This is a genomic window from Inediibacterium massiliense, from assembly GCF_001282725.1.
In the GTDB taxonomy this organism is placed as follows: domain Bacteria; phylum Bacillota; class Clostridia; order Peptostreptococcales; family Thermotaleaceae; genus Anaerophilus; species Anaerophilus massiliensis.
The window spans coordinates 387,905-414,568 of the sequence record NZ_LN876586.1 but is presented as its reverse complement, the minus strand read 5'-3'; the positions used below and the strand labels follow the sequence as shown (position 1 = coordinate 414,568).

At 28.9% G+C, this 26,664-nt stretch carries 25 protein-coding genes; 4 read left to right on the top strand and 21 right to left on the bottom strand.

Going from position 1 to position 26,664, the window contains the following annotated elements:
- Window positions 1–11: 11 nt before the first annotated feature.
- From BN2409_RS05825 to BN2409_RS05795, 7 genes are all read right to left on the bottom strand, one after another.
- Complete coding sequence (locus BN2409_RS05825; RefSeq protein ID WP_053955703.1) at window positions 12–941, bottom strand: 1-phosphofructokinase family hexose kinase; 930 nt, start codon at window positions 939–941, stop codon at window positions 12–14.
- Between the two features lie 8 nt (window positions 942–949).
- Window positions 950–1,816 (bottom strand): tagatose bisphosphate family class II aldolase, encoded by an 867-nt coding sequence (locus BN2409_RS05820; RefSeq protein ID WP_053955702.1) that lies wholly within the window; start codon window positions 1,814–1,816, stop codon window positions 950–952.
- Window positions 1,817–2,758, bottom strand: a complete 942-nt coding sequence (locus tag BN2409_RS05815) for a sugar kinase (protein ID WP_053955701.1) — start codon at window positions 2,756–2,758, stop codon at window positions 1,817–1,819. It lies immediately after the preceding gene.
- Between the two features lie 21 nt (window positions 2,759–2,779).
- A complete protein-coding gene (locus BN2409_RS05810) occupies window positions 2,780–3,745 on the bottom strand; it encodes an ABC transporter permease (protein WP_053955700.1) in 966 nt (321 codons plus the stop codon).
- Window positions 3,746–3,747: 2 nt separating this feature from the next.
- Window positions 3,748–5,226, bottom strand: coding sequence for a sugar ABC transporter ATP-binding protein (locus BN2409_RS05805; protein ID WP_053956221.1), 1,479 nt, complete (start codon window positions 5,224–5,226; stop codon window positions 3,748–3,750).
- Window positions 5,227–5,355: 129 nt separating this feature from the next.
- Complete coding sequence (locus tag BN2409_RS05800; RefSeq protein ID WP_110942976.1) at window positions 5,356–6,324, bottom strand: substrate-binding domain-containing protein; 969 nt, start codon at window positions 6,322–6,324, stop codon at window positions 5,356–5,358.
- A 326-nt stretch (window positions 6,325–6,650) separates the two neighbouring features.
- Window positions 6,651–7,919, bottom strand: a complete 1,269-nt coding sequence (locus BN2409_RS05795) for a RelA/SpoT domain-containing protein (RefSeq protein ID WP_053955699.1) — start codon at window positions 7,917–7,919, stop codon at window positions 6,651–6,653.
- Between the two features lie 267 nt (window positions 7,920–8,186).
- On the opposite strand from BN2409_RS05795, the gene BN2409_RS05790 reads away from it, so the two are divergent.
- Window positions 8,187–8,591, top strand: coding sequence for a hypothetical protein (locus BN2409_RS05790; RefSeq protein WP_053955698.1), 405 nt, complete (start codon window positions 8,187–8,189; stop codon window positions 8,589–8,591).
- An 87-nt stretch (window positions 8,592–8,678) separates the two neighbouring features.
- On the opposite strand, the gene BN2409_RS05785 is transcribed toward BN2409_RS05790, so the two are convergent.
- From BN2409_RS05785 to BN2409_RS05765, 5 genes are all read right to left on the bottom strand, one after another.
- Window positions 8,679–9,491 carry a CsxC family protein gene (locus BN2409_RS05785; RefSeq protein WP_242847914.1) on the bottom strand — a complete coding sequence of 271 codons (813 nt, stop codon included), beginning with the start codon at window positions 9,489–9,491 and terminating at the stop codon, window positions 8,679–8,681.
- A gap of 318 nt (window positions 9,492–9,809) precedes the next feature.
- Window positions 9,810–10,352: a phosphatase PAP2 family protein gene (locus BN2409_RS05780; RefSeq protein ID WP_053955697.1), complete on the bottom strand. Its 543-nt coding sequence runs from the start codon at window positions 10,350–10,352 to the stop codon at window positions 9,810–9,812.
- Window positions 10,353–10,503: 151 nt separating this feature from the next.
- A complete protein-coding gene (locus BN2409_RS05775) occupies window positions 10,504–11,250 on the bottom strand; it encodes a polysaccharide deacetylase family protein (RefSeq protein ID WP_110942975.1) in 747 nt (248 codons plus the stop codon).
- 121 nt (window positions 11,251–11,371) lie between these two features.
- On the bottom strand, window positions 11,372–11,818 hold the full coding sequence (locus BN2409_RS05770) for a PaaI family thioesterase (protein WP_053955696.1): 447 nt from the start codon (window positions 11,816–11,818) through the stop codon (window positions 11,372–11,374).
- 174 nt (window positions 11,819–11,992) lie between these two features.
- A complete protein-coding gene (locus BN2409_RS05765) occupies window positions 11,993–12,685 on the bottom strand; it encodes a peroxiredoxin (RefSeq protein WP_110943032.1) in 693 nt (230 codons plus the stop codon).
- A gap of 120 nt (window positions 12,686–12,805) precedes the next feature.
- Here BN2409_RS05765 and BN2409_RS05760 point away from each other — a divergent pair, with 120 nt between their 5' ends.
- Entirely contained in the window at window positions 12,806–13,471 is a 666-nt protein-coding gene (locus tag BN2409_RS05760; RefSeq protein WP_199872935.1) for a DUF421 domain-containing protein, read from the top strand.
- Between the two features lie 75 nt (window positions 13,472–13,546).
- Window positions 13,547–15,409, top strand: coding sequence for a monovalent cation:proton antiporter family protein (locus BN2409_RS16730; RefSeq protein ID WP_110942974.1), 1,863 nt, complete (start codon window positions 13,547–13,549; stop codon window positions 15,407–15,409).
- A 2-nt stretch (window positions 15,410–15,411) separates the two neighbouring features.
- Here the strand turns inward: BN2409_RS16730 and BN2409_RS05750 are convergent, their stop codons facing one another.
- Entirely contained in the window at window positions 15,412–16,518 is a 1,107-nt protein-coding gene (locus BN2409_RS05750) for a GerAB/ArcD/ProY family transporter (protein WP_110942973.1), read from the bottom strand.
- A gap of 296 nt (window positions 16,519–16,814) precedes the next feature.
- Here BN2409_RS05750 and BN2409_RS05745 point away from each other — a divergent pair, with 296 nt between their 5' ends.
- On the top strand, window positions 16,815–18,143 hold the full coding sequence (locus tag BN2409_RS05745) for a sodium-dependent transporter (protein ID WP_242847913.1): 1,329 nt from the start codon (window positions 16,815–16,817) through the stop codon (window positions 18,141–18,143).
- A gap of 29 nt (window positions 18,144–18,172) precedes the next feature.
- Here BN2409_RS05745 and BN2409_RS05740 read toward each other — a convergent pair whose 3' ends face one another.
- From BN2409_RS05740 to BN2409_RS05705, 8 genes are all read right to left on the bottom strand, one after another.
- Window positions 18,173–19,378 carry a polysaccharide deacetylase family protein gene (locus tag BN2409_RS05740; RefSeq protein ID WP_053955693.1) on the bottom strand — a complete coding sequence of 402 codons (1,206 nt, stop codon included), beginning with the start codon at window positions 19,376–19,378 and terminating at the stop codon, window positions 18,173–18,175.
- Window positions 19,379–19,517: 139 nt separating this feature from the next.
- Window positions 19,518–20,342: a metal ABC transporter permease gene (locus BN2409_RS05735; RefSeq protein WP_053955692.1), complete on the bottom strand. Its 825-nt coding sequence runs from the start codon at window positions 20,340–20,342 to the stop codon at window positions 19,518–19,520.
- A 1-nt stretch (window position 20,343) separates the two neighbouring features.
- On the bottom strand, window positions 20,344–21,105 hold the full coding sequence (locus tag BN2409_RS05730) for a metal ABC transporter ATP-binding protein (RefSeq protein WP_053955691.1): 762 nt from the start codon (window positions 21,103–21,105) through the stop codon (window positions 20,344–20,346).
- 10 nt (window positions 21,106–21,115) lie between these two features.
- Window positions 21,116–21,979: a metal ABC transporter solute-binding protein, Zn/Mn family gene (locus BN2409_RS05725; RefSeq protein WP_053955690.1), complete on the bottom strand. Its 864-nt coding sequence runs from the start codon at window positions 21,977–21,979 to the stop codon at window positions 21,116–21,118.
- A gap of 111 nt (window positions 21,980–22,090) precedes the next feature.
- Window positions 22,091–24,058, bottom strand: coding sequence for a methyl-accepting chemotaxis protein (locus BN2409_RS05720; RefSeq protein ID WP_053955689.1), 1,968 nt, complete (start codon window positions 24,056–24,058; stop codon window positions 22,091–22,093).
- 96 nt (window positions 24,059–24,154) lie between these two features.
- Window positions 24,155–25,300 carry a Ger(x)C family spore germination protein gene (locus BN2409_RS05715; RefSeq protein WP_053955688.1) on the bottom strand — a complete coding sequence of 382 codons (1,146 nt, stop codon included), beginning with the start codon at window positions 25,298–25,300 and terminating at the stop codon, window positions 24,155–24,157.
- A gap of 1 nt (window position 25,301) precedes the next feature.
- Window positions 25,302–25,511, bottom strand: a complete 210-nt coding sequence (locus BN2409_RS05710) for a hypothetical protein (protein WP_053955687.1) — start codon at window positions 25,509–25,511, stop codon at window positions 25,302–25,304.
- Between the two features lie 2 nt (window positions 25,512–25,513).
- Window positions 25,514–26,662, bottom strand: coding sequence for a Ger(x)C family spore germination protein (locus BN2409_RS05705; RefSeq protein ID WP_053955686.1), 1,149 nt, complete (start codon window positions 26,660–26,662; stop codon window positions 25,514–25,516).
- Window positions 26,663–26,664: the final 2 nt, after the last annotated feature.

The window sequence follows — 26,664 nt, the reverse complement described above, 5'->3', positions numbered from 1 at the left end:
ATTTTATCAAGTTATTTTATGATTTGTATTTTTATTTTATCATAATAATTCTTAAATTGACAAATTTGAATAGCTCCAGTTTTTTCATTTATGAAATTTAAAATTCCACAGGTGCTTCCTACTCTTAAAATTTCTTCATAACTACTATTTTTATCAATTTCTTTTACCATTCCTGCAACCATAGCATCTCCTGATCCTACAGGATTTTTTCCTATAACCTCTGGAATACTTACTTTATAAATTTGGCCTTTATACATGGCCATGCATCCATCTTTTCCTAAAGATACTACAATCATCTTTATGTTATAGTCTTTTAATCTATACATAGCTTTAATGAGTTCTTTTTCTGATTGTATTTTTATATCTAATAAATTTTGTAGTTCATCAATATTTGGTTTGATTAAATATGGAGATCCTTTTATTACTTCCTTTAAAGCTTGTCCACTTGTATCTACTACAAACCTTATATTTTCTTTATTTGCCATATCTATAAGTTTATTATAATAATTTTTTTCTAATCCATTTGGAATACTTCCTGATGCTACCAATACATTTATATCTTTGCTTTTGATTAAATTTGAAAATTCATATATAAATTTTTTTGATTCTTCATCCTTTATATATGGCCCTGATTCCAAAATCTCTATTTGTTTTTCATGATTTAAAATAGCAATACAATTTCTAGTAGCTTCCTCTATTTTTGTAAAGTGAGTATGGATAGAGATTTTTTTCAGTTCTCTTTCAATAAAATTTCCTGTATCTCCTCCTAAAAGACCTAGTGCCATTACTTCACAACCTAAATCTTTTAAAACTTTAGATACATTAATCCCTTTTCCACCAGCTGTTTTTCCATAATTACTGCATCTATTGACTCCTTCTTTCAATTCATCTAAATGATAACATATATCAACAGATGGATTCAAAGTGATCGTTCCTATCATATTAATACCTATATTCTATTATTGCTCTTACAAAGCAATATTTTTTCTTTTGTTACTTTTTTCACTGCTTCTTTTGCTGGTAAGAAGTATTTTCTTGGATCATTTTCATCTTGATTAAGGATTAAATATTCTCTTATGGCTTTTGTAAATGGTATTTTAAGCTCTGTAGCAATATTTATTTTACAAATTCCAAGCTCTATGGCTTTTTTTATACTTTCATCAGGCACTCCTGATGCCCCATGTAATACTAAAGGTACATCTACTACTTTTCTTATTTCCTTTAATCTATCATAATCAAGCTTTGGTTCAAATTTATATAAGCCATGAGCAGTACCTATGGCTACTGCTAAGGAATCTACTCCTGTTCTTTCGACAAACTCCTTTGCAGCTGATGGATCTGTATACATAGCATCTTTATCTGCTACAGATAAATCATCTTCTTTCCCACCTATTTTTCCAAGCTCAGCTTCTACTGTTCCTCCTACTGCATGTACATATTCTACTACTTTTTTTACAATACGAATGTTTTCTTCAAAGGGATAATGAGAAGCATCAATCATAACAGATCTGCATCCTAAATCTACTGATTCTTTAATCTCATCAAAGGATTCATGATGATCTAAATGAAGTGTTAGAGGTACTTTTGCATATTTTGAAATACTGCTTACAATAGCATGAATATAGGGTCTTCCATTAAATTTAAATGTAGAAGGAGTCGCTGCTAATATAACAGGACTTTTTAATTCCTCTGCTGCATGAACTACTGCTAATGCAGTTTCTAAATTATGTATATTAAAAGCAGGTACTGCATATCCTTCTCTTTGTGCATTTAATAACATCTCTTTTGTAGAAACAAATTCATTTCCTTTATCCATCTATTTATACATCTCCTTATAAATTTTTTTAAGTTCTTCTAAAGTTGTATTTCCTTCCATGGGTCCTTTTCTAGTTACAGCCTTTGCTCCTGCTATACAAGCTAATCTAGCTGCTATATAAGGCTTCATTCCCTGATTGATACAAGATACAAATGTTCCTGCAAAACAATCTCCAGCTCCTGTAGGATCTATCTCTTTTACCAAATAAGAATCTATATCTATCACACTTTCTTTTTCGTATAAGGTTGCTCCTTTGCTTCCTCTTTTGATAATAATGATCTCTGCTTTTTCTTTCATTAAACTATAAACACTTTCTTTTTCATTCTTTATTCCTGTTAAATAAAAAAGTTCATTTTCTCCTGCTAAAATCACATGAGCTTGTTTTAATATATCTACTAAAATTTTTCTTTTTCCCTCATTTGTTACAATTTCTTTTCTCACATTAGGATCAAAAGTAATTTTACAATTATTTTTATTTGCAAGTTCTATTCCCTTTAAAATAGTATCATGAATGTTTTCATTGTATATGGAAGAACCCATAATATGGAAATACTTGCAATCCATAAAATCTTTTTCATTGATATCTTCTTTTTCTATAAACCCACAAGCTGCATTAGAAATATGATATATAAAATCTCGATCTCCATCACTTTTATAAGTTACAAAAGCTACTCCTGTAGTCTGATCTTTTAATATTTTTATTTTTGAAACATCTACATTGTCTTTTTTTAAACGATCTATATTTATTTTTCCAAAGCCATCATTCCCTACTGCTGATACAATCATAGCTGAGCTTTCACATTTTGCAGCTTGGTCAATAAATATGGCTGGTGCTCCACTTGGAAAAGGTCCTACAAACTCTTTTGTTTCATAAAATTTTTGTTCTATCTCTTTAGCCATGACTTCAACTAATATTTCTCCTATAGTAATAATTTCAGACATTTCAATCACTCCAATGAAAAATTATTTATTTAACATACGTTCCTTATTTCTCACATCTATAAATACAGCAATAATGATAATACATCCCTTTACGATTTGTTGATAAAAATAAGGCATTCCAACTAAATTCATTCCATTGTTGATTACACCCATGATGACAGCCCCAATAAAAGTACCAAATACTGTCCCATATCCACCAGATAAGCTTGTTCCTCCTAATACTGCTGAGGCAATGGCATCTAATTCATATCCCGTTGCTGTATTAGGCTGAGCAGAATAAAGTCTTGCAGTCATTAATATAGCACTCACAGCTGCTGCTATTCCGGTAATCATAAAAATTTTCATTTGTAATTTTTTTGTATGAATCCCTACATATTCTGCTGCTACTTTATTTCCTCCAACCATTTTCGCTTGTCTTCCAAACTTTGTTTTCCCCAAGAAAATATGAGCAATGATTAAAATAATAAACACAATTACTACAGGAACAGGTATTATTTGAAATATTTTTTTATTTCCTAAACTCAATATAAATTCATTATCAATTTGAATTGGCTTTGCATCTGTAATAGCATATCCGATTCCCCTAAATATTCCCATAGTAGCTACCGTTACAATAAAAGTAGGAATTTTAAATTGAGCACTAATCCACCCATTTATTAATCCTGCCAATGCTCCTGCTATAATCACTACTATAATAGATACAACTGGATTATAACCATTTGATAGCATCACTCCTAATACAATCCCACACAAAGCTAAAATAGATCCTACAGATAAATCTATTTCGCCAATCATTAGTACAAAAGTCATTCCAAAGGCTAATATGGCAATAATTGAAACTTGAGTTAAAACGGTTAATATATTATTTGTCTTTAAAAAATATGGACTTAAAAATGAAAATAAAATCATAAGCCCTACTAATGCTAATAATACTCCTCCATGGCTTTTAATAGACTTTTTAGATAATAATTCTTTCCATTGGATCATATTTATTCACCTCTTCCAGTAATATATGACATAATTTCTTCTTGAGTTGTTTTCTTTGGATCTAGTTCAGTTACAATCTCATGTTCTTTTACAACCAATAGGCGATCTGATACATTAAGTATTTCAGGAAGTTCTGAAGAAATCATAATAATCCCTACTCCCCGTTTAGCAAGCTCAATCATAAGCTTATAGATTTCATATTTTGCTCCTACATCTATTCCTCTTGTAGGTTCATCTAATATTAAAATCGCTGGATCTATTTCAAACCATTTTGCTAAAACAATTTTTTGCTGATTTCCACCACTTAAATTATTGACCATCTGTTCTACATGAGGAGTTTTAATACGCAAATTCTTCACATGTTCCTTTGTGATATGCATCTCTCTTTGTTCATTTATGAGTTTAAATTTATTTAATATTTTTTCAATGTTTGCCATTGTGGTATTTTCTCGAACACTAGAAGTAAGGATAAGCCCTTCATTTTTTCTATCTTCTGTGACAAAAGCAATTTTATGTTCAATAGCTGAAAAAGGAGAATCTATATTTACTTTTTTACCTCGAAGCATCATCTCTCCAAAATCTTTCTTTAAGATTCCAAAGATTCCTTGTGCAATTTCTGTTCTGCCTGATCCCATCAATCCATATAAACCTAATATTTCTCCTGGCCTTACAGATAAATTGATATGATGAAAATAATTTTGTTTATGATAATCCTTTATTTCAAGTAATTTTTCATCCTTTAGATATGGAAAATCTTTATGGGGATAAACTTGATCCATTTCTCTTCCTACCATCATCTTAATTAATTCATCCGATGAAGTACTCTTTGTAGAAACGGTGCCAATATAAGTTCCATCTCTTAATACACTGATCTCATCTGTAATTTCAAAAATTTCTTCCATACGATGAGAAATATAGATAATAGAAGTTTTTTGTTTTTTTAATTTTTTTATAATATCAAATAACTTTTTTGTTTCTTGATTACTAAGGGCTGATGTAGGTTCATCCATAATAATAATTTTAGGTTTTGTAGATAAAGCTTTTGCAATTTCAACCATCTGCTGATTGGAAATAGATAGTTCATCTACAATAGTTGTAGGAGAAATATCTATTCCTAATTCATTTAATAATTGTTGTGTTCTTCTATTCATTTCTTTATCATTAATGATTCCAAAGGAAGTAATCTCCTTCATTGCAAATATGTTTTCTGCTACAGTCATATTAGGACTCAAACTAAGTTCTTGATAAATAATACTAATCCCTAATGTTTTTGCATGAGTTACATCCTTTATGACTACATTTTGACCATTTATAAAAATAATTCCCCCATCTGGCTGATAGGTTCCTGATAATATTTTCATTAATGTAGATTTTCCTGCTCCATTTTCTCCTAATAAACCTAAAACCTGTCCTTCTTTTAAGTTTAGGTTTACTCCATCTAAAGCGATGACTCCTGGAAAAACTTTTCTAATTCCTTTCATTTCAAGAATCGCATTCAAAAAATCACCATCTTTTCTATTGATATATTGATACAACCCATTCAGTAGACATTGTTGCTCATAAAAAATTTGAAGAAATACCTGTATATGGTATTTCTTCTGTATGAGTGATTAATTCATATTAATTTTTACTTGACCGTCTTGTACATCTACTGGTACAAATCCTTTTTCATTAATATAAAGACCTGGTGTAACAGGAACTTCTTTTTCTACTGTTTCTCCTTTTGCTAATTTTACAGCATTTTTAACTGCTTCTGCTCCCATTTTGTCTGGATATTGTACTACAACAGCCCTAAAAGCATTGTCTTCATCTACAGACTTTCTAGCTTCTTCTAGTCCATCAAATCCAACAACTATTGTATTTGATCCTCTTTCTTTGATAGCTGTAGTAGCTGCAATAGCCATATCATCTCCAAATCCAAAAATTCCACTTAAATTTGCATTGCTAGTAAGCATATCCTCAGAAGCAGATTTAGCTTCTTCTCTAGTACGTCCTGGTAACTCTGTTACAATTTTTAGATCTTTATATGTATCTGCCATTTTTTTAAAACCATCTATACGGTCTCTAACAGATTGAACTTCTGGATATGTAATAAGTCCTATTTCTCCTTTTTCTCCTAAGAATTGTGCCATAGCTTGTGCTGCAATCATTCCTCCAGTGTAATTATCAGTAGCAATATGAGAATCTACCTCTACTCCATTTGCTTTAACATCTACTGTAATAACAGGAATGTTAGCTTCTTTTGCCTTCATAATTGCTCCCTTTACACCATCAGAATCTACTGGCGTAATAATAATAGCATCTACCCCTTTATTAATAAAATCTTCAATTGCTGAAATTTGTCTGCTTAAATCTTGATCTGCAATTGCAATATCTAAATCTACATTTTGACTTAAAGCTTCAGCTTCCATTGCTTCTTTAATAGCTACTTGAAATGGATGTGATTGAGTTAAAAGAGATGCTCCTATTTTGATTTTTTCTTCCTTTGTTTTTGATGCTTCTTCTTGTTTGTCGCCACATCCTACTAATAATCCCATTAGCATAAACATAGCAAGAATTAAAGATAATACCTTTTTCATATAACTTCATCCCCCTATAATGTATATTTCTTCCTTTTCATTATAATTTAAACTGGTACGGTTGTCCATACATTTTATTGTTTTTTTACATTTTTCATTATTTTTCGATAGAGATAGTAAATTATAAAATTCATACAAATGAAAATTTTATACAAAACTAAGTATCATATCCGTTTATTTTCTTACATATATCTATATAGGGGATTTATATGGATAAAGTCACACATACATTTTCAGAAGATCCAAATGCAAAAACTCTTGATGAAGTTTTAATTACTATTTTAAAAGTTATATATAAAGAAGAGGATGATTAATCATCCTCTTCTTTATATAACCTTCTTTTTCTCTTCTAGTCTCCCTTCAAGAAGATCTTCTAAATATTCAATAGCATCTTTTAGATCTTCTTCTGAAGGAATAATAATTCCATTGATAATATCATTTCGCATTTGAGACATTTCCTGAATTTTTTTATAAATAGATTGTTTTTGTTCAAAATATTCCTCTACCATAGTTTGAATTTTTACCATATCTATTTCTTGAATTTTTAAATCATTTCTTATTTTGCTTTGAAGTTGTACCCACTTTAATAAAAATTCATCAATCAAAAATTTACTTTTTTTATAATCTATCTCAAATTCATTATTAAATACATTATTTACTTCCTCATTTAGCCTTTTGCTAAAATCTTCATACACAGAAAAATACTTTTCTTTGTTTTCTCCTAATATTTTCTCAATCAATTGAAAGCAAATAGGTCGATCCTGTATCTCTGTTTCTACCAACTTTAAGTATTTTCTAAGGTCTGAGGGCTTATTCATATTTAACTGTTTTAAAATTCCAAACAACAAATCTACTCTTCCTAATGTAGGCTCTGTAATTTTATTTTTAATCTTTTCAGATAAGTTTGTTGAAATATAAGAAGACAATTCATAATGATTTAGGAAATGCCTTTCTTCACTTTCTAATCTTTTATTTAATGCAATTTGAAGTTGTTCTAGTGTAACCTCTCCACTATGGACCAATCCATTTAATTGGGCCAAAAGAGCATATTCCATATCTGAAATACCTCCATCTGGTACTTTATATGCCAAATCATGTTCCACCTCTGCCCAAGCATGCATAAGTACTGAAGCCACTTGAATCTCTATAATTTCTGATTGATAAGGTATATTTTCAATCAATATATTTTCTTTTAATTTCACTTTATAATGATTTGCACGATATCCTGCAAATCTTTTATCATACTTTAAATAACTTCCATCAAATCTTGACGGTTCTTCTACTAATATAAATTCTGAAAGAATAACCTTTTCTACTTCTTGTGCATCTCCAGGGAAATATAGCGCAATTCTAACTCCTGCTAAATCTCTTATATCCTTAGAAATTTCCTCTATAGAATGATATTGATTTTCCTTCATTCTATACTCAATTTTTTTTTCAAGACTTCTAGGATTTTTCCCTCTAAAAGAAACAATACTATGAATCCCATTTTTACTAAGTTGCTCTTCACATTTGGTACAACAATATTCAGCCAATCTTTGATAATACATAAATTTCTTTTTATATTTTTTCATAAATTTTTTTACAATATCCATGACATTTCCCTCACCATCTCATTGATCCTATTGATATTGACTCATATAAAATTTTTATCATTCATCTAATACCTTCATTATATCTGAAGATTCTTACATGATCCAATTTTATATTTTCATGAATCTAAGTTCATTTTATAATGATTGGATATAAAAATCAATAGATTCCTATTCCTAAAACTTTAGTCACACATACTAAATTCATTTCATATTTTATATTAAAGGAGAACATAATTTTGGGAGATATGAAAAGGAGGAAAAATTACTATGTATTATTATATGATGGGTTCTATGCCGTATATGCCTTATACCATGAATCCTTATGATGAATTTATAGCTCAATATGCAAATCTACCTCAAGAGGATATCTGGGATGAAATGTATAAATTAAAAAATCAAGTTCCTCAAAACCTTATTCAGCAATATATACATGAACTTGATTATTTTATGGAAACAGGAACGATTTATAGTCCAGAACAAATAGAAACCATTGATAAAATTAAAGATATACTCATGGAAAGCTCTACTCTTTCTGCCCCTCAAACTCAATATGTATCTGGAACAAGCTTACTTTTATGGTTTTTAATTTTGACTGCTATTTGGCCAAAGGGTAGACCTTATCCATATCCTAGACCTTGTCCTCCATATTGTCCTAGACCGTATTCTTTTTAAACAACTTAACCTATTTTTGCAACTACTATACTCTTTTATAGAAAATAAATGACCAGAAAAATCTGGTCATTTATTTATATATCTTTCTTAGCAGTCACAAGGACAATCAGATATAGCTTCTACTGCACCAATTGCAACTTGTCTTTTTTGAAGGATTTTAAGAGTGACAAATAAAACCATTTTTTCTTCAATTTTTCTAAATGCTTTTTCTTCAAAAGGCATTTTTTCTTTTTTACAATCTGTATAGTTAAGAATCTCATCAAATTCTACAATTCTTGCTCTAATCAATTCGCAGAAAGGAAGTTCATTAAAATATTCTTCACTGATTTGATTAAACTCACGAAGATCTCCTGATAATAATTTATCTTTTGATCCAAATCCATCATAATTTAAAGCTTCTTCTCTAAAATACTCAAACTCTTTTGCTCTATTATATTGTGGTGGAATGGGTTCAATACCATTAAATGAAATTGGAGTCGTACAACTAAATGGTACATCTACTGTACAGTGCTTGATATCTCCACAAAAACCTTCTTCATTAGAACATTTTCTTGTAGCATATTCAATATTTTTTCTTACAAATCCTTTGATAAAAAGCATATTGGTATTTTGAAGTAATAAGCATTGAGTTATTTTTACACGTTTTTTAATATTTTTAATTTCCCATGCAACCTCTGGTAGAGTAATAAAAGAATCTACATTTACCTTTACAGTTAATTCAGCAAGTACTACAGGTATTTTAGCTATAGAACCTGTTCTAAGTGAACCAATGTCAACAGGTGTATTTACACATTCTTCTGAAGTTCCTCCAGATACCTCTACACAGCTAGATGTGCACTCTTTTACCTCCACTTGATTTTTTTGCAAATTTTGTATTGGATTATATTTATTCCATGCCATTATCATTTTCCTCCTCATTTTTTATTCTTTATTGGATATAATCTTCTCTTGTCCTATACCCTAATACATATTATTCAGATTGTCCTATATGGTGAATAAAAAATTTGCACATCTCTATGGCCATTCCTCATGACCTAATTAACATTCTTTTATTTCATTCAAAATTTTCGTTGCTTAAATTAATAGAAAATTTATCTTTCTAAAATTATTCGCAATTTATTCATTTATATAAATTCCTATAGAATAAAAAAACTAAACCCTATAGAGAAAATATAGGGTTTAGTTTTTTTATTCTAATTCATTAGAAATCACTTTTACTTAATAATTCTTCCCAAACAAAACTTTTTTATGATCTAAATTTATAACAAACATAGCTGAACCTACACCCAATACAACTCCTGCTAAAACATCTGATGGATAATGAACAAATAAATATAATCTTGAGAAAGCTATTAGAAAAGCTATAAAAAGAATCGTTTTTCTAAATCTTTTTAACTTATTAAATAGCACTCCTGCTACTGCAAAGGAAGATGATGTATGTCCAGATGGAAATGAATAAGTTGTTGGCTTTGAAATTAATAATTGTAAATTAGGTAGTTGTAAAAAAGGTCTAGGTCTTTTAAATAGATGTTTAAAAATTCCTTCTCCTAGAACACTACTAATCACTAATGCACATAAAGCTAAACACCCTACCTTTCTATATTTTTTACTTAGTAGTAACAAAATACAAAAAATAATCCATACCAAGCCTTTATCTCCTAAGAAAGTAATCCATGGCATTATTTTATCAAAAATGTGATTTTGTGTATAATAATGTATATTGTGTAATACATTCATGTCAAACTCTTGAATCCAATTCATAAACTTCTCCTTGTTTTATATTCTATATCATATCTTTATATTCTTTTTATATATTCTTCATTATTCCCCAGGAAATACGAATGTTTTGGTATATATTTCATTATACATCATGTATTAAAAATATTATACAAATTTTTATTGTTCTTCTTTTCTATAAGTTTTCTATTAACTCAGATACAGTTACAAACTTATATCCTCTTTTTTTAAGTTTCGGCAAAATTATTTTTAATGCTTCAATAGATTGACAATCTTTTTCAACATAATCATGAAGTAATATAATATCTCCATTTTTGATCTGAGAAAGAGTATGCTGAATAATTTTTTCAACTCCAGGATTATTCCAATCCTTTGTATCTTGATGAGGTGACCATAATACAATCTTACAGTCATAATTGTGCGCAATATTTATAATTTTAGAATCATAAAATCCAAAAGGAGGACGAAATACTTTTGGTTTTACACCTGTTATATCAAAAATAAGATCTTGTGTTTGTTTCAGTTCTTTTTCTATTTGGATAGAAGCTGTTTGTTTGGTATCTATATGAGAAAAAGTATGATTTCCAATTTCATGACCTTCTATTACTTCTCTTTTGATTACATCTGGATAAGCTTCTACATGTTTTCCTATCACAAAAAAAGTAGCCTTTGCATCATATTCTTTTAATAGATCTAAAATTTGAGGAGTAAATCTTGGATGAGGCCCATCATCAAAAGTCAATGCAATTATTTTTTCATTTTCTGATCCTTGATCTATAATTTCATTATGAGTATTTCCAAAAGTTAAAAATGTACAAACACTTTGTTTGAAAATTTCTCTTGTTTCTTGTTGAAATGTATAGATTCCTATTAAAAAAAATAATATAGCAAAAATGAATGATTTAAATATTTTTGTTCTCATTTTTATTTCTCCCCTTCAAGTTTATATCCAAAACATAATCTTCATAATATTTATTATATTCATCATGTCTTGATTTATTATAAATTGGGCAGAACTAAAAAAACGCTCAATTCCTTGAGCGTTACTTATTTTTGAAAAATTTTTCTTTCTCTAAAATCATTATTTTACTAGAAGCTGTTGCAATAAGCTTCTTTTCTTTATTATATCCTTCTCCTAATACTTGAACAATTCTTCTTCCTTTATGTTGAATTTTAGCAATGACCGTTAGTTCATCTTTTTCAAAAATAGGCCTATGATAATGGACACTTAGATCTAGTGATGTAAATTCTACCTTACCTGTAGATAAGTGTACCAATACTCCTAAAGTATTATCAAAAGCCGCCGCCATAAACCCACCTTGCATAGTATTTCTAGGATTTAAGTACTCATGTAAAATAGGATATGCACAAGTTAAACTTTCATCTTCTATGTATTCAATAAATTTAGGCTTCATAACTTGTACACAATTTGCAGAAAAGTCTCCTAGTATTCCATTTTCAACAATATGTTTTAATTCTTCTTGTTTCATTTTTTATATCTACTCCTTTGTAATCTATTGCCTATTCATAACTATACTTTTTTTCAACCTTTTATTCAACCTTTTATTTAGCTTAATAAAGAGGATAAAAAATATTTATCCTCCCATACTAAATACAAACTATATTTTAGCAAACTCAGAGTATTAAAAGTACTTATCCTATTTTTATATTTGTTTAAAGCATAAATACCAATCCATACAACTCAATTCACATGGATTATTCATTCTATCCACAAGACCTTGATAGGTTTGAGGAGGAGGAACTACTACAGGTTGCCCTGGTACCCAATTTGCAGGTGTAGCTACTTTTTCTCTGTCTGTTGTTTGAAGTGCATCTACCAATCGAAGAATTTCTGATATATTTCTTCCATTGGTCAGTGGATAAATCAAAATGGCACGAATGATTTGATTTTCATCAATAATAAACACAGTTCTCACAGTTTCTGTACTACTTACATCAGGTGAAATCATTCCATATAACCTTGAAATAGAACCATCTCTATCTGCAATGATCGGAAAAGGAATCTCTATGCCTGTATGTTGATAAATATTATATACCCACGCCAAATGAGATGGATTACTATCTATACTTAGTCCTAGTAATTGTACATTTCTTTTCTTAAAATATGGATCACATTGAGCAAAAGCAATAAATTCTGTAGTGCAAACAGGTGTAAAATCTCCAGGATGTGAAAATAATACTACCCATTTTCCTTTTAATTGTGAAAATTTTAAAGGCCCAAATGTAGTCATTGCACAAAAATCAGGGGCTTTCATTCCAATCTTTAAACATTTATCTTCATTATCTTTGCAATCTTTCACATGACCACCACCTATGAAATTATGATTTATATTCATTTTATGTATTAGATCAGTAATATGTTCATAAAAAAGCCGTTTCATATGAAACATTGAAATATTTGAATTTTTTTATTTGTTTTTACAAAAAATAATATAAATACATAGGAGGAAATAATCATGATTATTATAAAAATTGCATCTCTTTATTTAATCACCATATTTATTATGCGAGTAATGGGGAAATCTACTATTGTTCAAATGACTCCTTATGATTTAGTAGCCATTATTATTATTGGAACCATCGCTTCTGAACCTTTAATTAGTACAGAATATAAACCCACCTTAATCAATTTATTAATTTTAGTATGTTTTCATCTTTTCTTTTCTTTTTTAACTTTAAAACAAATAGGTAATAAATTTTTTTTAGGAGAACCTACTATACTCATCAAAAAAGGTGAAATTCTTGAAAACAATCTTAAAAAAAGCAGATTATCTATAGCTCAACTTCTTTCTATTTTAAGAAGCGAAGGCTATCCTAAAGTATCTGATATAGATTATGCTATTTTGGAGCCTATTGGAGCCATTAGCATTATTCCTAAAGTAGAAAATACTCCTGTAACTGTAGAACATATGAACATTTCTATTGATGATGAAGGTCTTCCTATTTCTGTTATCATTGATGGAAAAATACAAGAAAAGAACTTAGAGCTTCTTGGTAAAAATAAAGATTGGCTTTTATATCATTTAAAACAAAAAAATGCAGATGTCTCAGACATTATTTATGCTTTTATTTGTGAGAAAACTAAATCTCTTACAATAAAATTACGTTCTTCTTTAAAATAAATGTTTACGATAAATTCATAAAAGATTATGATATAACTAAAAGAAATATTTAAATACAAAAACAGGAGGTCACTTATGGAACATGAAGTAATATCTTATAGTTCTTTATTAATCATTATTTTATTGGCAACCTTTGTCCCTATTTTTGTTAAAAAAATAAAATTTCTACCTATCCCTATTGTTGTTGGAGAAGTAATTTCAGGAATGATTGTAGGAAAAAGCGGTTTCAATTTAATAGATGAAAGTCCTTGGCTAAATTTTCTTTATACTTTCGGATTTGCTTTCTTAATGTTTTTATCAGGTCTTGAAATTGATTTTAACTTTATTAAATCTTCTGGGAAAAAAAGTAGTGAAAAATGGTATGAAAAATCCATTATTCTTGCTTTTTTCATTTTCTTAGGAACTCTTTTTTTAGGAACAATCATTAGCTATATTTTAAAAAGTATGAATTTTATTTTAAATATTCCTTTGATTACATTAATTTTAAGTACTACTTCTTTAGGAATTGTAGTTCCTACATTAAAAGAAAAATATCTTTTACATACATCCTATGGGCAAACTATTTTACTTTCTGCACTCATTGCAGATTTTGCTACAATGGTTTTGGTAACTGTATATATTTCCATTTATACCTCTGCAGCTTCTTATAAAGTTTTATTAATTCTTTTATTGTTTGTAGCGTTTTTTATTTTTTATAAAATGGGGCTTCGTATAACAGGTAAAAAAATTATACAAGATCTTTCTCATGCTACGTCTCAGATAAAGGTCAGAGGAGCTTTTTCTCTTATCCTTATTTTCATGGCATTAGCCAAGATGCTTGGCACAGAAATCATATTGGGAACTTTTTTAGCAGGAGTAATTGTATCTTTATTGAATGAACGGGAGACTTCTCAATTATATATGAAGCTTGATGCTATTGGTTATGGCTTCTTTGTTCCTATATTTTTTATCATGGTAGGTGCAAATTTTGATATTAGATATGTTCTTCATAATCCAAAATCTATTTATTTACTTCCAGCTCTCTTAGTAGCTGTATATGCAGTAAAAATTATTCCTTCTTTTATTTTAAAACTTAGATTTTCTTTGAAAGAATCTTTAGCAGCAGGACTTTTATTATCTTCTAGATTAAGCTTAATTATTGCCACAAGTACGATTGGGCTAAAGCTTAATATTATTAGTAAAGAAACAAATGGAGCTATTGTGCTTGTAGCAATTTTAACTTGTACATTCTCTCCTCTTTTATTTAATAAAATGACAAACACATCCTTTATAAAAAAGAAAAAAACAGTTTATATGATTGGTGGAAAACAGCAAACTTTATTATTAGCAAAAAGATTACAAAAACAAGGTATAGATATTATTTTTATTACTCATAACCCTGAAAAATATGACAAAATATTTAGTCAAGGATATAAAGTTTTTCTAGGAGATCCTTTAGATATTCATTTTTTACAAGAAACAGATATCCAAAATGCTCATACAGTAGTAGTTTATAAAACTTCTGATGAAATCAGTACTGAAATTTGTCAAAAATTAAAGGTCATCTTCAACATTAAAAATATACTTCTTCTTACAAATAATCAATCTAGTCATATGAGTGAAAATCCTTTTGCCACTATGATTTCTCCTGCATTTTCTACTGTATTTATGGCTGAAAATCTTATTTTACATCCTCAAGCATTTTCTCTTTTATTTGAGCAAGATGATGATTTTTGTATAGAAGAAATTTGTTTAACCAATTCAAGTTATTATAATATGCCTATTCGTAATTTAAAACTTCCTGGGGATTGTTTAATTTTATCCATCATTAGAAAAGATGTAAAAATTATCCCTCATGGAAATAATATATTACATAAAGAAGATTTAATTATGTTAATAGGATCTACTGAAAGTGTTCAGCAAGCCAAATTTATATTAGGAGAAAATCAAAAAAAATAGATTTATTGCCTATTTTTTTTGATTTTTGCAATAACCAAAAGTAAAATAGGCAATGCTTCAAATAAAACTGCATAATAAGACCAAACATAAGTATTCCAATAGATAAAATCCATTCTACTAGGATGATACACTTCTGACCCAATTAACATCATTAAAACTACAGGCAGAGAGAATAATTTATAATCTAATATATTAAATATTTTTCCTATTCCTTTGCAAACACATAATAGCAAGATACTATTTTTTAAAAAAGCTCCTAATACACCAATTAATACTGTAAAAACCTCTAACCTTTGTATGAACTCTCCTACATCTATTCCTGCCGCTGCATGAAATACAGGAAAATAAGAAGTAGTGGAAATATCAATACCTAAAAACAAAACAGTAATTACTGAATTATTCATTGCAATAATCCCTGCCAAAATTAACCCCCATACATAAATTTTTTTAGGAGATTTCTTTGTTTGAAAATTTTCAAAAACAAAAGCTAATATAATTATCTCTCCAAATGGAAAAGCAAAAGCCATCAATGTACCTTCTAAAACAGGCTTTACTCCATTATATAAGATAGGCTCCATATTGCTTAGTTCTATTTTAGGTAATAAAAGAATAGACATACAAGTCACTACAATCACAAATAAAATGATAAATAATTTTGCCCATCTTCCAATTACCTCTATTCCTGATTTTACTGCCCAAACACATAGTAAAGCTAAGGGAATAATAGTAATGATCTGAGGAGTCTCTAAAATACTAGTTTCTGTAATAAATTGCTTTGTATTAGAAAAAACTGCAATTCCCTCTTCAAATAAAAAATACATATATAAAAAGCTAATTATTTTTCCTAAAAATTTCCCATAACAAATTTCATGGATATCATATAAATTTTTTCCTGGAAATTGATGATTTAACTTAGTCAATACAAACGACATAATTAAGCCCAATAAAACAGCTAAAATAATAGCAATCCAGAAATCACCTTTGGCACATAATGCCATTACTAATATGGTAGATGTTCCTGAAAGAAATAAAACAGCAATAGATATTCCTTGGCCATCTGAAATGACTTCTTTATTCACTACTTTTCCTCTCCAATCCTTATTTTTCAAGTTGTATCATATAGTTTAACCAAATTATTTTATTTCTATTTTCCCTTATTTATAAAGTTATATTGACAGTGAAAAATTTTTTAGATAAAATGAAAAAAGTAGATGGTAGCCTAGTAGGAAATCAATTTAAAAATAGCAGTTATAATAGTAGGATCGTAGTTGAGTAGAAAATATATAATTATTACTAATGATATTTTTAGTATAAAAAAACTCTCCTACGGAGAGTTTTTTTTACTCTTTAGGAAATTATATAAATGAATACACTGTGGATAACTTTAGAAAGGATGGTATATTATTTGAAAAATTTTCATGAAATAGAAAGGGAAACGTGGACAAGTAAACTAGGTTTCATTTTGGCTTGTATTGGTTCTGCCATAGGATTAGGTAATATTTGGATGTTCCCTTGGAGACTTGGCCAATTTGGAGGAGCTGCCTTTTTAATTCCATATTTATTATTTGTATTTGGATTAGGAACTACAGGACTTATGGGAGAATTTGCTTTTGGACGATCTCAACAAAGAGGCTCTATGGGTGCCTTTAAAAAGGTATTTCAAAAAAGAAATCTTCCCTTTGGTACATGTGTTGGAAGCATTCCTGTTATTGCTCAAACAGGTGTACTGATCTTTTATTCAGTAGTAGTAGGTTGGGTACTCAAATATTTTTCATTTGCCATAAAAGGAGATTTTTATCATATTGATATTACACGTTCATTTGATAGTTTTGTAGGGCAACCAGAAAGTATAATTTGGAACTTTTTAGCTATTTCCATTACCGTAAGCATTGTTATTCTAGGAATCAAACAAGGAATTGAAAAAATGAATAAAATTATGATGCCTTCATTATTTATTTTGTTTCTATTCCTTATGATCCGTTCTTTATCACTACCTGGTTCTATAGAAGGAGTAAAATATCTTTTAGTTCCTGATTGGTCTTATCTTACAAAACCTATAACTTGGATTATGGCACTAGGCCAAGCATTTTTTACTGTATCCTTAGGGGGAGCAGGTATGGTAGTACTAGGAAGCTATCTTCCAAAAAACGAAGATATTCCTTCTTCTGCTGTTCATACAGCTTTTTTTGATACTTTTGCTGCTCTTTTAGCTGCATTTATTATTATTCCTGCTTCTTTTGCATTTCACTTAGATGTAACAGCTGGACCCCCTTTGTTATTTATCACTATGCCTCACATATTTAAGGAAATGGCTGGTGGATATTTATTTGGTATATTATTTTTCTTATGTATTTTATTTGCTGCTATTTCTACTGAAATTGTATTGATGGAAGTTTTAGTAGAATCTTTTATGGATCAATTCTCTTGGAATCGGAAAAAAAGCGTATTTGTTGCTGCAGGAATAGGTTTTATCTTTGGAATTCCTCTTGATCTAAATATGAATTGGTTTGGTAATTTTGCAGATTTTATTTCCATCTACCTTCTTCCTCTTAGTGCTGTTTTAGCTGCAATTACATTTTTTTGGATTTATGGAATTGAAAATGCAAGAGAAGAAATCAACAAAGGAGCAAAAAATCCTTTAGGAAAGTGGTGGGAGTTCTTTGCTAAATATATATTTGTATTTATAGCAGGAATTGTTTTAATTTTAGGAGTCATTTATGGAGGAATTGGATAAATCATTAAAAAATAAGACTATAAATAGTCTTATTTTTTATTCCAGAAATTTATAGGTTCTTCTCTATAATCAATAGGAACTGTAATATATCCTCGATCTTTTAAGTATTGCAAAATATAAGGAAGTGCTTTGACTGTAGATTTTCTTTCATGAAGTAATATGACTGCAACTTTTTTATTTTTTACTTGTTTTTTTACATTTTCTACTATCTCATTAGGTAGAATATTTTTTCCACAACTATCTTTGCTATCCACATTCCAATCCCACATTCTATATCCAGCTGTTTTTACAGCATCTACATAATTCTTCTTCATATGGGGAACACTTCCATAAGGAACACGAATTAAATTGCTTCTTATGCCTACTACTTCTTGTAATTGGTCATTACACTCATTCATTTCTTTAATTACTGTATGTTCAGACTGATAAATTTGTTTTACATTATGACTGACTCCATGAAGCCCTACACTATTTCCTTGAGAAATCATTTCTCTTACTACAGATTTATAGCTTCTAATTCTATCGGAAAGCATAAAAAAAGTAGCTTTAGCATCGTATTGATTGAGTATATCTAATATTTCTTTTGTATAAGGAGTAGGCCCATCATCAAAAGTAATATATACAACTTTAAGATTTTTTCTCATTTCAATTCTTTCTTTTGCTATTTGTTCTTCTTTTTTTCTTTTTATTTGAGTCAAAATTTTTTCTTTTTCCTGTAGAATTTTATTTTGAAGTATATTAAATAAATCTTTATCTTCTACACATAAACTTTCATTGGTAGCTCTTGCAATAGGGCCTTTATCAATATAACTTACTTCATATCCAAAATATTTAGCTATGAACTTATAAGGCACCATTGTTCTTCCATCTTCTAAAAAAATACTATCTATAATAACTTGTCCTTGATTGGTAAATAAAGCATTTAAATTTAGATCCAGTATAATCTGTTTGCTCCCTTTTGTGAGAAAAATATTATTGCTTTTTTTATCCCACTTTATTTTTACCTTTAAATGTTGTGCTAAAAATCTAATAGGAACATAAGTAGTTCCATTTTGAATGACAGGATAAGTTTCTTCAAAACTTATCAACTGGTCATTTACTACAATATAAACCATATGATCTATATCTTCATCCATTCCAAAGCATTTTATTGGAAACAAAAAAATAATCAATAACATATACCATTTTATTTTTTTCATGATGAGCATCTCACACCATTTCTTATTGATCTGCATATTTTTACTGGAATTTTTACTTCCTTTTGACTTTTAGTATATGTATTTTATTTTGAAAGATACTTTACAATTTTATGAAAGACAAAAAAAACACAATTTTATCAAATACATAATCTTCTAAAGAACAAAAAAACTTTCTTTAAATAGAAAGTTTTTCTTTTTTTGTCTTATTTTTTATCATACAAAGGATAAAATAAGATATGACTAATGAAATTACAATGCTTGCACCTGAAGGTATTTGTAATATATAGGAAACAAACAGACCAAAAAGACAAAATAAAATTCCTACTAAACTTGACAAAATCATAATTTTTTTTAAATCATAAGTAAATTCCTTTGCAATAGCTGTAGGTACTGTAAGGAGTGCTATAATTAAAATAATTCCTACTACCCTTATTAAAATTACAATGGTTAAAGCAATTAAAATAAAAACTATTTTTTCTAAATAACTAGTCTTTATCCCAATTACTGCTGCAAACTCTTCATCAAATAAATATGCTTTAAATTGTTGAAAATAAGCTCCTACTATACCTAAAATTATCAAATCTACTAGAATAATCATATACAAATCTATTTTAGAAACTGTCAATATATCTCCAAAAAGATAAGAAGATAACTCTGGGGGATATCCAGGTGTTAACCATATAAATAAAATCCCAATGGCCATTCCTAACGACCAGAACATACCTACTAATACATCTTCTCCTGTATGAGTTTTTTTATGGATTTTGTTTACTCCCAAAGCTGCTGCAATAGAAAATACCAAAGCTCCAAATATAGGTTCAACTCCTATAAAATAACCCATTCCAATTCCTCCAAAAGCCGTATGTGCAATTCCTCCACTCATCATAATTAAATTTTTTTCTGTAATAATTGTTCCAATGATCCCACATGCAATACTTGCAAAAATAGCACTTAAAATAGCATGTTGTAAAAATTCATAACGAAAGATTTCTTCTAACATATCATTCCTCCTCATGCTCATGCAATACTCTATGAGATACTCCATGGGCAATCATATCAATAGGACATCCATATACTTGCCCTAATATAGATTCTGTTAAATTTGGTTGTCCATGATAAAATAGTTTTTGATTTAAACAAGCAATATTTTTTACATAAGTGGATACAGCACTCATATCATGAGTAACCATAACAATAGTCATTTCTTTATTGAGCCTTTGTAATATTTCATGAATTTGGGTTTTGGCATTTGCATCTAAACTAGCAGTAGGTTCATCTAAAAGAAGAAGTTTAGGCTCTACCACTAAAGCTCTAGCAATCAATACTCTTTGTAATTGTCCTCCCGATAATTGTCCTATTTGCCTGTCTCTAAGCTCAAAAATATTTAATTCTTTCATAATATCTTCAGCTTTTTTTTTATTTACTTCTTTCAACTTTATAAAAGGATGATTCTTATTTTTTAAAAACCCTAAATGTACTACCTCTTCTACTGAAATGGGAAATTTTTTATTAAATTTTGTAAATTGAGGAACATATCCTATCATCCCTAAGTTTTCTTGAATTCTTTTTCCATATAACATAATTTTACCAGATGTAGGTTTTAATAATCCTAGTATAGTTTTTAAAAGAGTACTTTTTCCTCCTCCATTGGGTCCTATAATAGCTAAAAAATCTTTCTCCTTAACACTCAAACAAATATCTGAAAGAGCATGTACTTGATCATAAAAAACATTTACATTTTCAAGCTTTAATACATCCATCATATTCTCACCTCTATTTTAGAACCTCTGTAAAAGTTTTCGCCATATCCTTTAAATTCTTTATATACTCTTTTGCTAAAGGTTCAATTTCTTTTGTTTGTCCTCCTATTTCTTCTGCAATGGTTCTAGACTGTCTAGAGTCAATTTCCGCTTGATAAAATATAACTTTTATATTTTCACTCTTTGCAAAATCAATTACTCTTTTAATATCTTCTATGGTTGCTTCCTTTCCCTCTTCTTCAATGGATATCATATCTAGCCCATAATCATCTGCAAAATACCCAAAAGCTGGATGATATACAATAAAAGATTTTTTAGGAAGTTTTTCAATAGATTTTTTTATTTTTACATCTATTTCCTTTAATTCTTTTATATATTGATTGGCATTATCTTCATAAATTTGTTTATTTTTCGGATCAATTTTTATAAGCTCATCTTTAATCACTGCAATCATTACGACTGCCCTTTTAGGAGACAACCATATATGAGGATCTCTTTTGTTTGGTGCAAATTCTCTATCTTTATAAACTTTTGATACCTCATCTTCTAAAGATATCAATTGAATATCTTTATTTATATCTTTTAATTTGGGCAAAATATTTTCTTTTTCTGCTGGAACCCCTATAGAAAAATACACTGAAGACTCACTAAGCATTTTTAACTCCTTAGGAGAAGGTGCATAATTTTCAGGACTCATTCCTGGAGGAATCATTTCTATTGTTTCAACTAAATCCCCCCCCACAGCTTCTACAAAAGTCTTTTGTGGAACAATAGATACAGCTACTTTTATTTTGTCATTGTTCTTTGTCTCTTGACTGCAACCTATAAACATTACAACTATAAAACTCATACATAGAATATATAGAATTTTTTTCATATACATACTCCCTTCCATTTTTGTCTATTCTTATTATATGCAAAAACATAGTGCAAATGCAAGTCATTTGCATCTAATATGTGTAAAAAAGTCTGGCAATCTACCAGACTCTTACACTTTAAAAATATTCATAGATTCTACAAGAACTTGCATCATCTTATCTAATTCTTCTATGGTATGGGCTATATCTTCTATGGCATTAGTTTGTTCCTGTGTAGATGCATTCATTTCCTCTGTAGATGCAGCTGCTTGTTGTGCCACAGAAGCAATCGCTTCAATAGCAGTCACCACATTTTCTTTTAATCCATCTATATGATCAATATTTTCATTCAACAATTTAATTTCTTTTATGACATCATCTGAAGAAATCTTCATTTTTGTAAATATCTCTGTACTTTCCTTTAAAGAGTCATTCACATTTTTTACAACTGATTGAGAATTTTTCATTTCTGAATTTGCTTGTTCAATCACATAAATAACTTTTTCTATAATATTTTGTATTTCTCCTGTAGCGTTTGAGGACTGTTCTGCTAATTTTTTTACCTCCTCTGCAACTACTGCAAATCCCCTTCCCGAATCTCCTGCTCTTGCAGCCTCAATAGCAGCATTTAAAGCCAAAAGATTTGTTTGTTGTGCAATATTTCTTATAGTTTCTATAATCTGATCAATAGACTTTGATTTTTCTGCCAATTCCATAATGAATTTTTCTACTCTTTCACAGGCATCCATATTTTGCTGAAATTTATCTTTTAAATCCATCATAGACAAAATTCCATCTTCATTTTTTTTATGCATATGTACAGCTTGTTTATTGACAGATTCAATTTGCATATTCATATCTTTTATCCTTTGTGCTAAATGATTTGTTAATTCAAACCCATGACTACTTTCTATAGCTTGATGATTTGCTCCTGATGCAATTTCTTCAATAGCCTTTACAACTTCTTTGTTTGCTATATTAATTTCTCTTATAGAACTTGTAACCATATTAAATTCTTTTGTAACATCTTTAGCAATTCCTTGGTTTTTTTGTATCATTGCTTTTATATTATTGCCCATTGTATTAAATACTTTACACAATAAACCAATTTCATCATTTCCTTTTATATTAGTTTTTATAGATAAATCTCCATTTCCTAATTTTTCTGCATAATGAGTAAGCTGAGTCAAAGGAGTAGTTAACTTTTTAGAAAAATATAAAGCAAATAATATAATAAAAAGTATTGCAATTGTATTGATGCACAGATATTTTATTTTTAGTGCTAAAAGAGGCTTATACACATCTGATTCTGAAACTACTACACCTAAAACCCATCCTGTTGTCGGCAACTTTTTATAAACCATTAATTTATTTTGACCCTCTGCTAAAAACTGAGCTGTTCCATAATCTTTGATGAGCATATCTTTTCCAACTTCTTTTAATTCTTCATTTTCTACTATATTGGTATTTAATAGCTTTTCATCTGGATAAGAAAATATAACTCCATCCTCATCCATAAGCATTCCATATCCATATCCCTTTACCTGAATATGATTGACTGCTTCTACAATAGATCTTAAAATAATATCTTGTGAAATAACTCCTTTAAATTTTCCTTCCTTATTTTTTACAGGAAGTGCTACAGAGACTACATATTCCTTATACTCAGCATCTATATAAGGAACTGTATATATTTTTTCTCCTTTTTTGATTGCCTTCTCATACCAAGGCCTTTTTCTAGGATCCCAATCTTTTTCTGGAATCCAATCTCCTCCATCTACATAATTTCCATCTTCAAAACCCATATATACAGAAAATATATCCTCATCATCCTTATAAGATTGAAGATATTCTTTATAAGAAATTTCATCTTGATTGATATTTTCTAGTATGTTTTTAATGGTTTCTACTGCTTTTCCTTTTGTCAATACCCATTGATCTAAGTAAGTACTTGTATCTTTTAGAGTGTTGGTCATTTGTAGATGTATATCTTCCATTAATTCCTTTTTCATACTCATAAATCCTAAAGATGAAACTACAATTAATGCAATACTTGACAGTGTTACCAGGATCATAATTAATTTTGCTTTTACTCTCACTGGCTTTATCCCCCTTTTTTCCATCATCCAAAAGTATATTCCCATCTATTATTCTATCATATTTAGTCAGTATATTTTTTATTTTTAGAATGTTTTTTATCTTATTTGAATAGGTTTTGATTGCAAAGCACTGCCCTGTATATGTACTTTTACTTCTACATTTACTTTTATTTCACTAAATATTTTATCCCACTCTTTGTAAATATTTTTCCATGTATGAGGCATAGTATTTTTAATTTTTTTACTAAATTGAAATATATCACTATTATATTTTTTTTGTACCTTATGTATTACCCTTTCTACTTGATTTTGAATATATTTTTCGGCTTCTTTCTCTAAGACAGTTCTTCCCTTCTTTCCAATTACATCTATAGATCCATCAATTTCAGCTATATTTACATCTGTCATAATTTCTATATTCATAATGATTTCTCCATTTTTATAAATAGGCTTAAGCTCTGTTTTGTTTTTTAGTATTTCTAAGGTTACATTGACCTTTTGATTATCTACTTTTGGATCTACTGTAACTAGCCCTCCTTTTATGCGATCTACTGCCCATAAAAATGCTGTTGTTTCTGATTCTGTAAGATATCCTACAAAATGGTCTTTTTGAAATACTGCCACTCCTCCTAAAATAGGATATATTTCTTCATTTTTTTCTACGTTTTCAACAGTAGGAAGAACAGTAGAGGCTCCTTCTTCATACAATGTCTTAATAAATTGCCAAGACTCTGTTCCAATATATTTAGGTAGATTTTTTTCTGATTGAATCCCTTCATACATATGATAAGAAAGAATAGGACTAAATTCTTCTGCTGTATATTTTTCTAAAATCTCTTGTGCAGTTTTTTCTTTTGAAACAATAAAATAAATTTCTTCTCTAAACTCTGCATCTCGATGCATATAATCTAAAATAGGCATCATCTTTTTCTTTGCTATTTCTTCACTAATAATAATAACCTTTGCATGTGTCCAATATAATCTTCTTCCTGTTTTCATAATAATATCTCGCACTCCTTCAAAAGGAAGAGATCCTCTGCTTTGGTAATATTGTCCTTTCATCACTCCTCTTTTTCCTGCTTTTAAATTTACTATTTCAATGGTAGTAATATATTCATCCTTCTTTGAGTCATAATCTATTGCCATTCCTGATACCAATCTAGTAGTATTGATATCTTTGTAATTCCAACACCCACTTAACAATAATAAAGGGATACTTATTAATAAAATTTTTTTTAACATACTATCCTCCTATAACTGCTTTTACTACTCTTTCTATAGGCTTAGCAGGACTAGGAATCTTAACTCCTAAACTTAATAATATACTCATTACAAAAGCTGTTAAAAACAAAGTCATGTAAAGAATGAGCTCTTTTTTTTGTTTCTTTTTAACAAGAGGTACAATCTCTAATACCCCAATAATCAAATATGCTAATATAATCAAAATCACCATATTTATTTTTTCACCTCAATTGGTTTTGATCTTAGTGCACTTCCTCGAATTAAAACATCTGAGTGTACATTTACTTTTAAATTTTTAAAAACCCTATCCCAATTTGGTTTCATTTCTGTCCAAAGTTTTGGATATTTTCTTTCTATACTTTGTGAAAATCCAAAAATATCACTATTATATTCTTTTTGAACTTTTTCTACTACTTTTTGAATATCTTCTTCTATTTTTTTTTCTGCTGTTTTTTGAATTTCACTCATAATCTTCTTATCCATAAAATTGATTTTACTTTCTAAATCATTAATATTTACAGTAGTCTTTGTAGAAATATTTATAATTATCTGTCCATCCTTATCAATAGGTTCAATTTTTGTCTTGTTTTTAAGAATCTCTAGTGCAATTTTTTGATAGCTTTTTTCTTGTTTTTGATCAATTACTAATGCCCCTCCTTTTAACTTATCTAAAACAAATAATAAACTCTTTGTTTCATTTCCATTTAACCATCCTACTGGTTTTGCTTTTTTAAAAACTTCTGTGCCATATATCTCTACAATTTTTTTTCCTTCAAATATATTTGTACTTGCTGTAGGAAGAACAGGTGAAATACCTTCTGAAGATAAGTCATCAACAAATTTCCAAAGGGGAGTAGCTACATACTTTGATATCCCCTTTTCATTTTTTAGAATATCTTCTATTTGAAAAGACGAGATATCTTGAATTAAAGGATTCATAGTTAGTATTTCCTCTGCTGTTTTTTCTTTAGATACTAGTACCCATAAATCATCTCTAGCTTCTGCATCTCGTTTAGCAAAATCTATCAGACTAATAAGTACCTTTTCATTTTTAGCTGCTTCTTCACCGATCACAATAATTTTTGCATGAGCCCAAAATATTTTTTTCCCTGTTGTCTGAATCATATTTCTAATAGCATCGAAACTATTTCGCCCCTCACCTCTTACGATCTGACTTTTTAAAGTAGTTTCTCCTCCTGCAATAGTGGGATAAATAATTTCTGCATTTAAAATCACTTGTTTTTTATTTTTATCATAATCTACTGCTAATCCTGCTGCTATAGATGTATTATTAATTTCTCTGTAATTCCAACATCCTGATAAAAAAATTATACTCAATATCACACCCATTATTTTTTTCATTT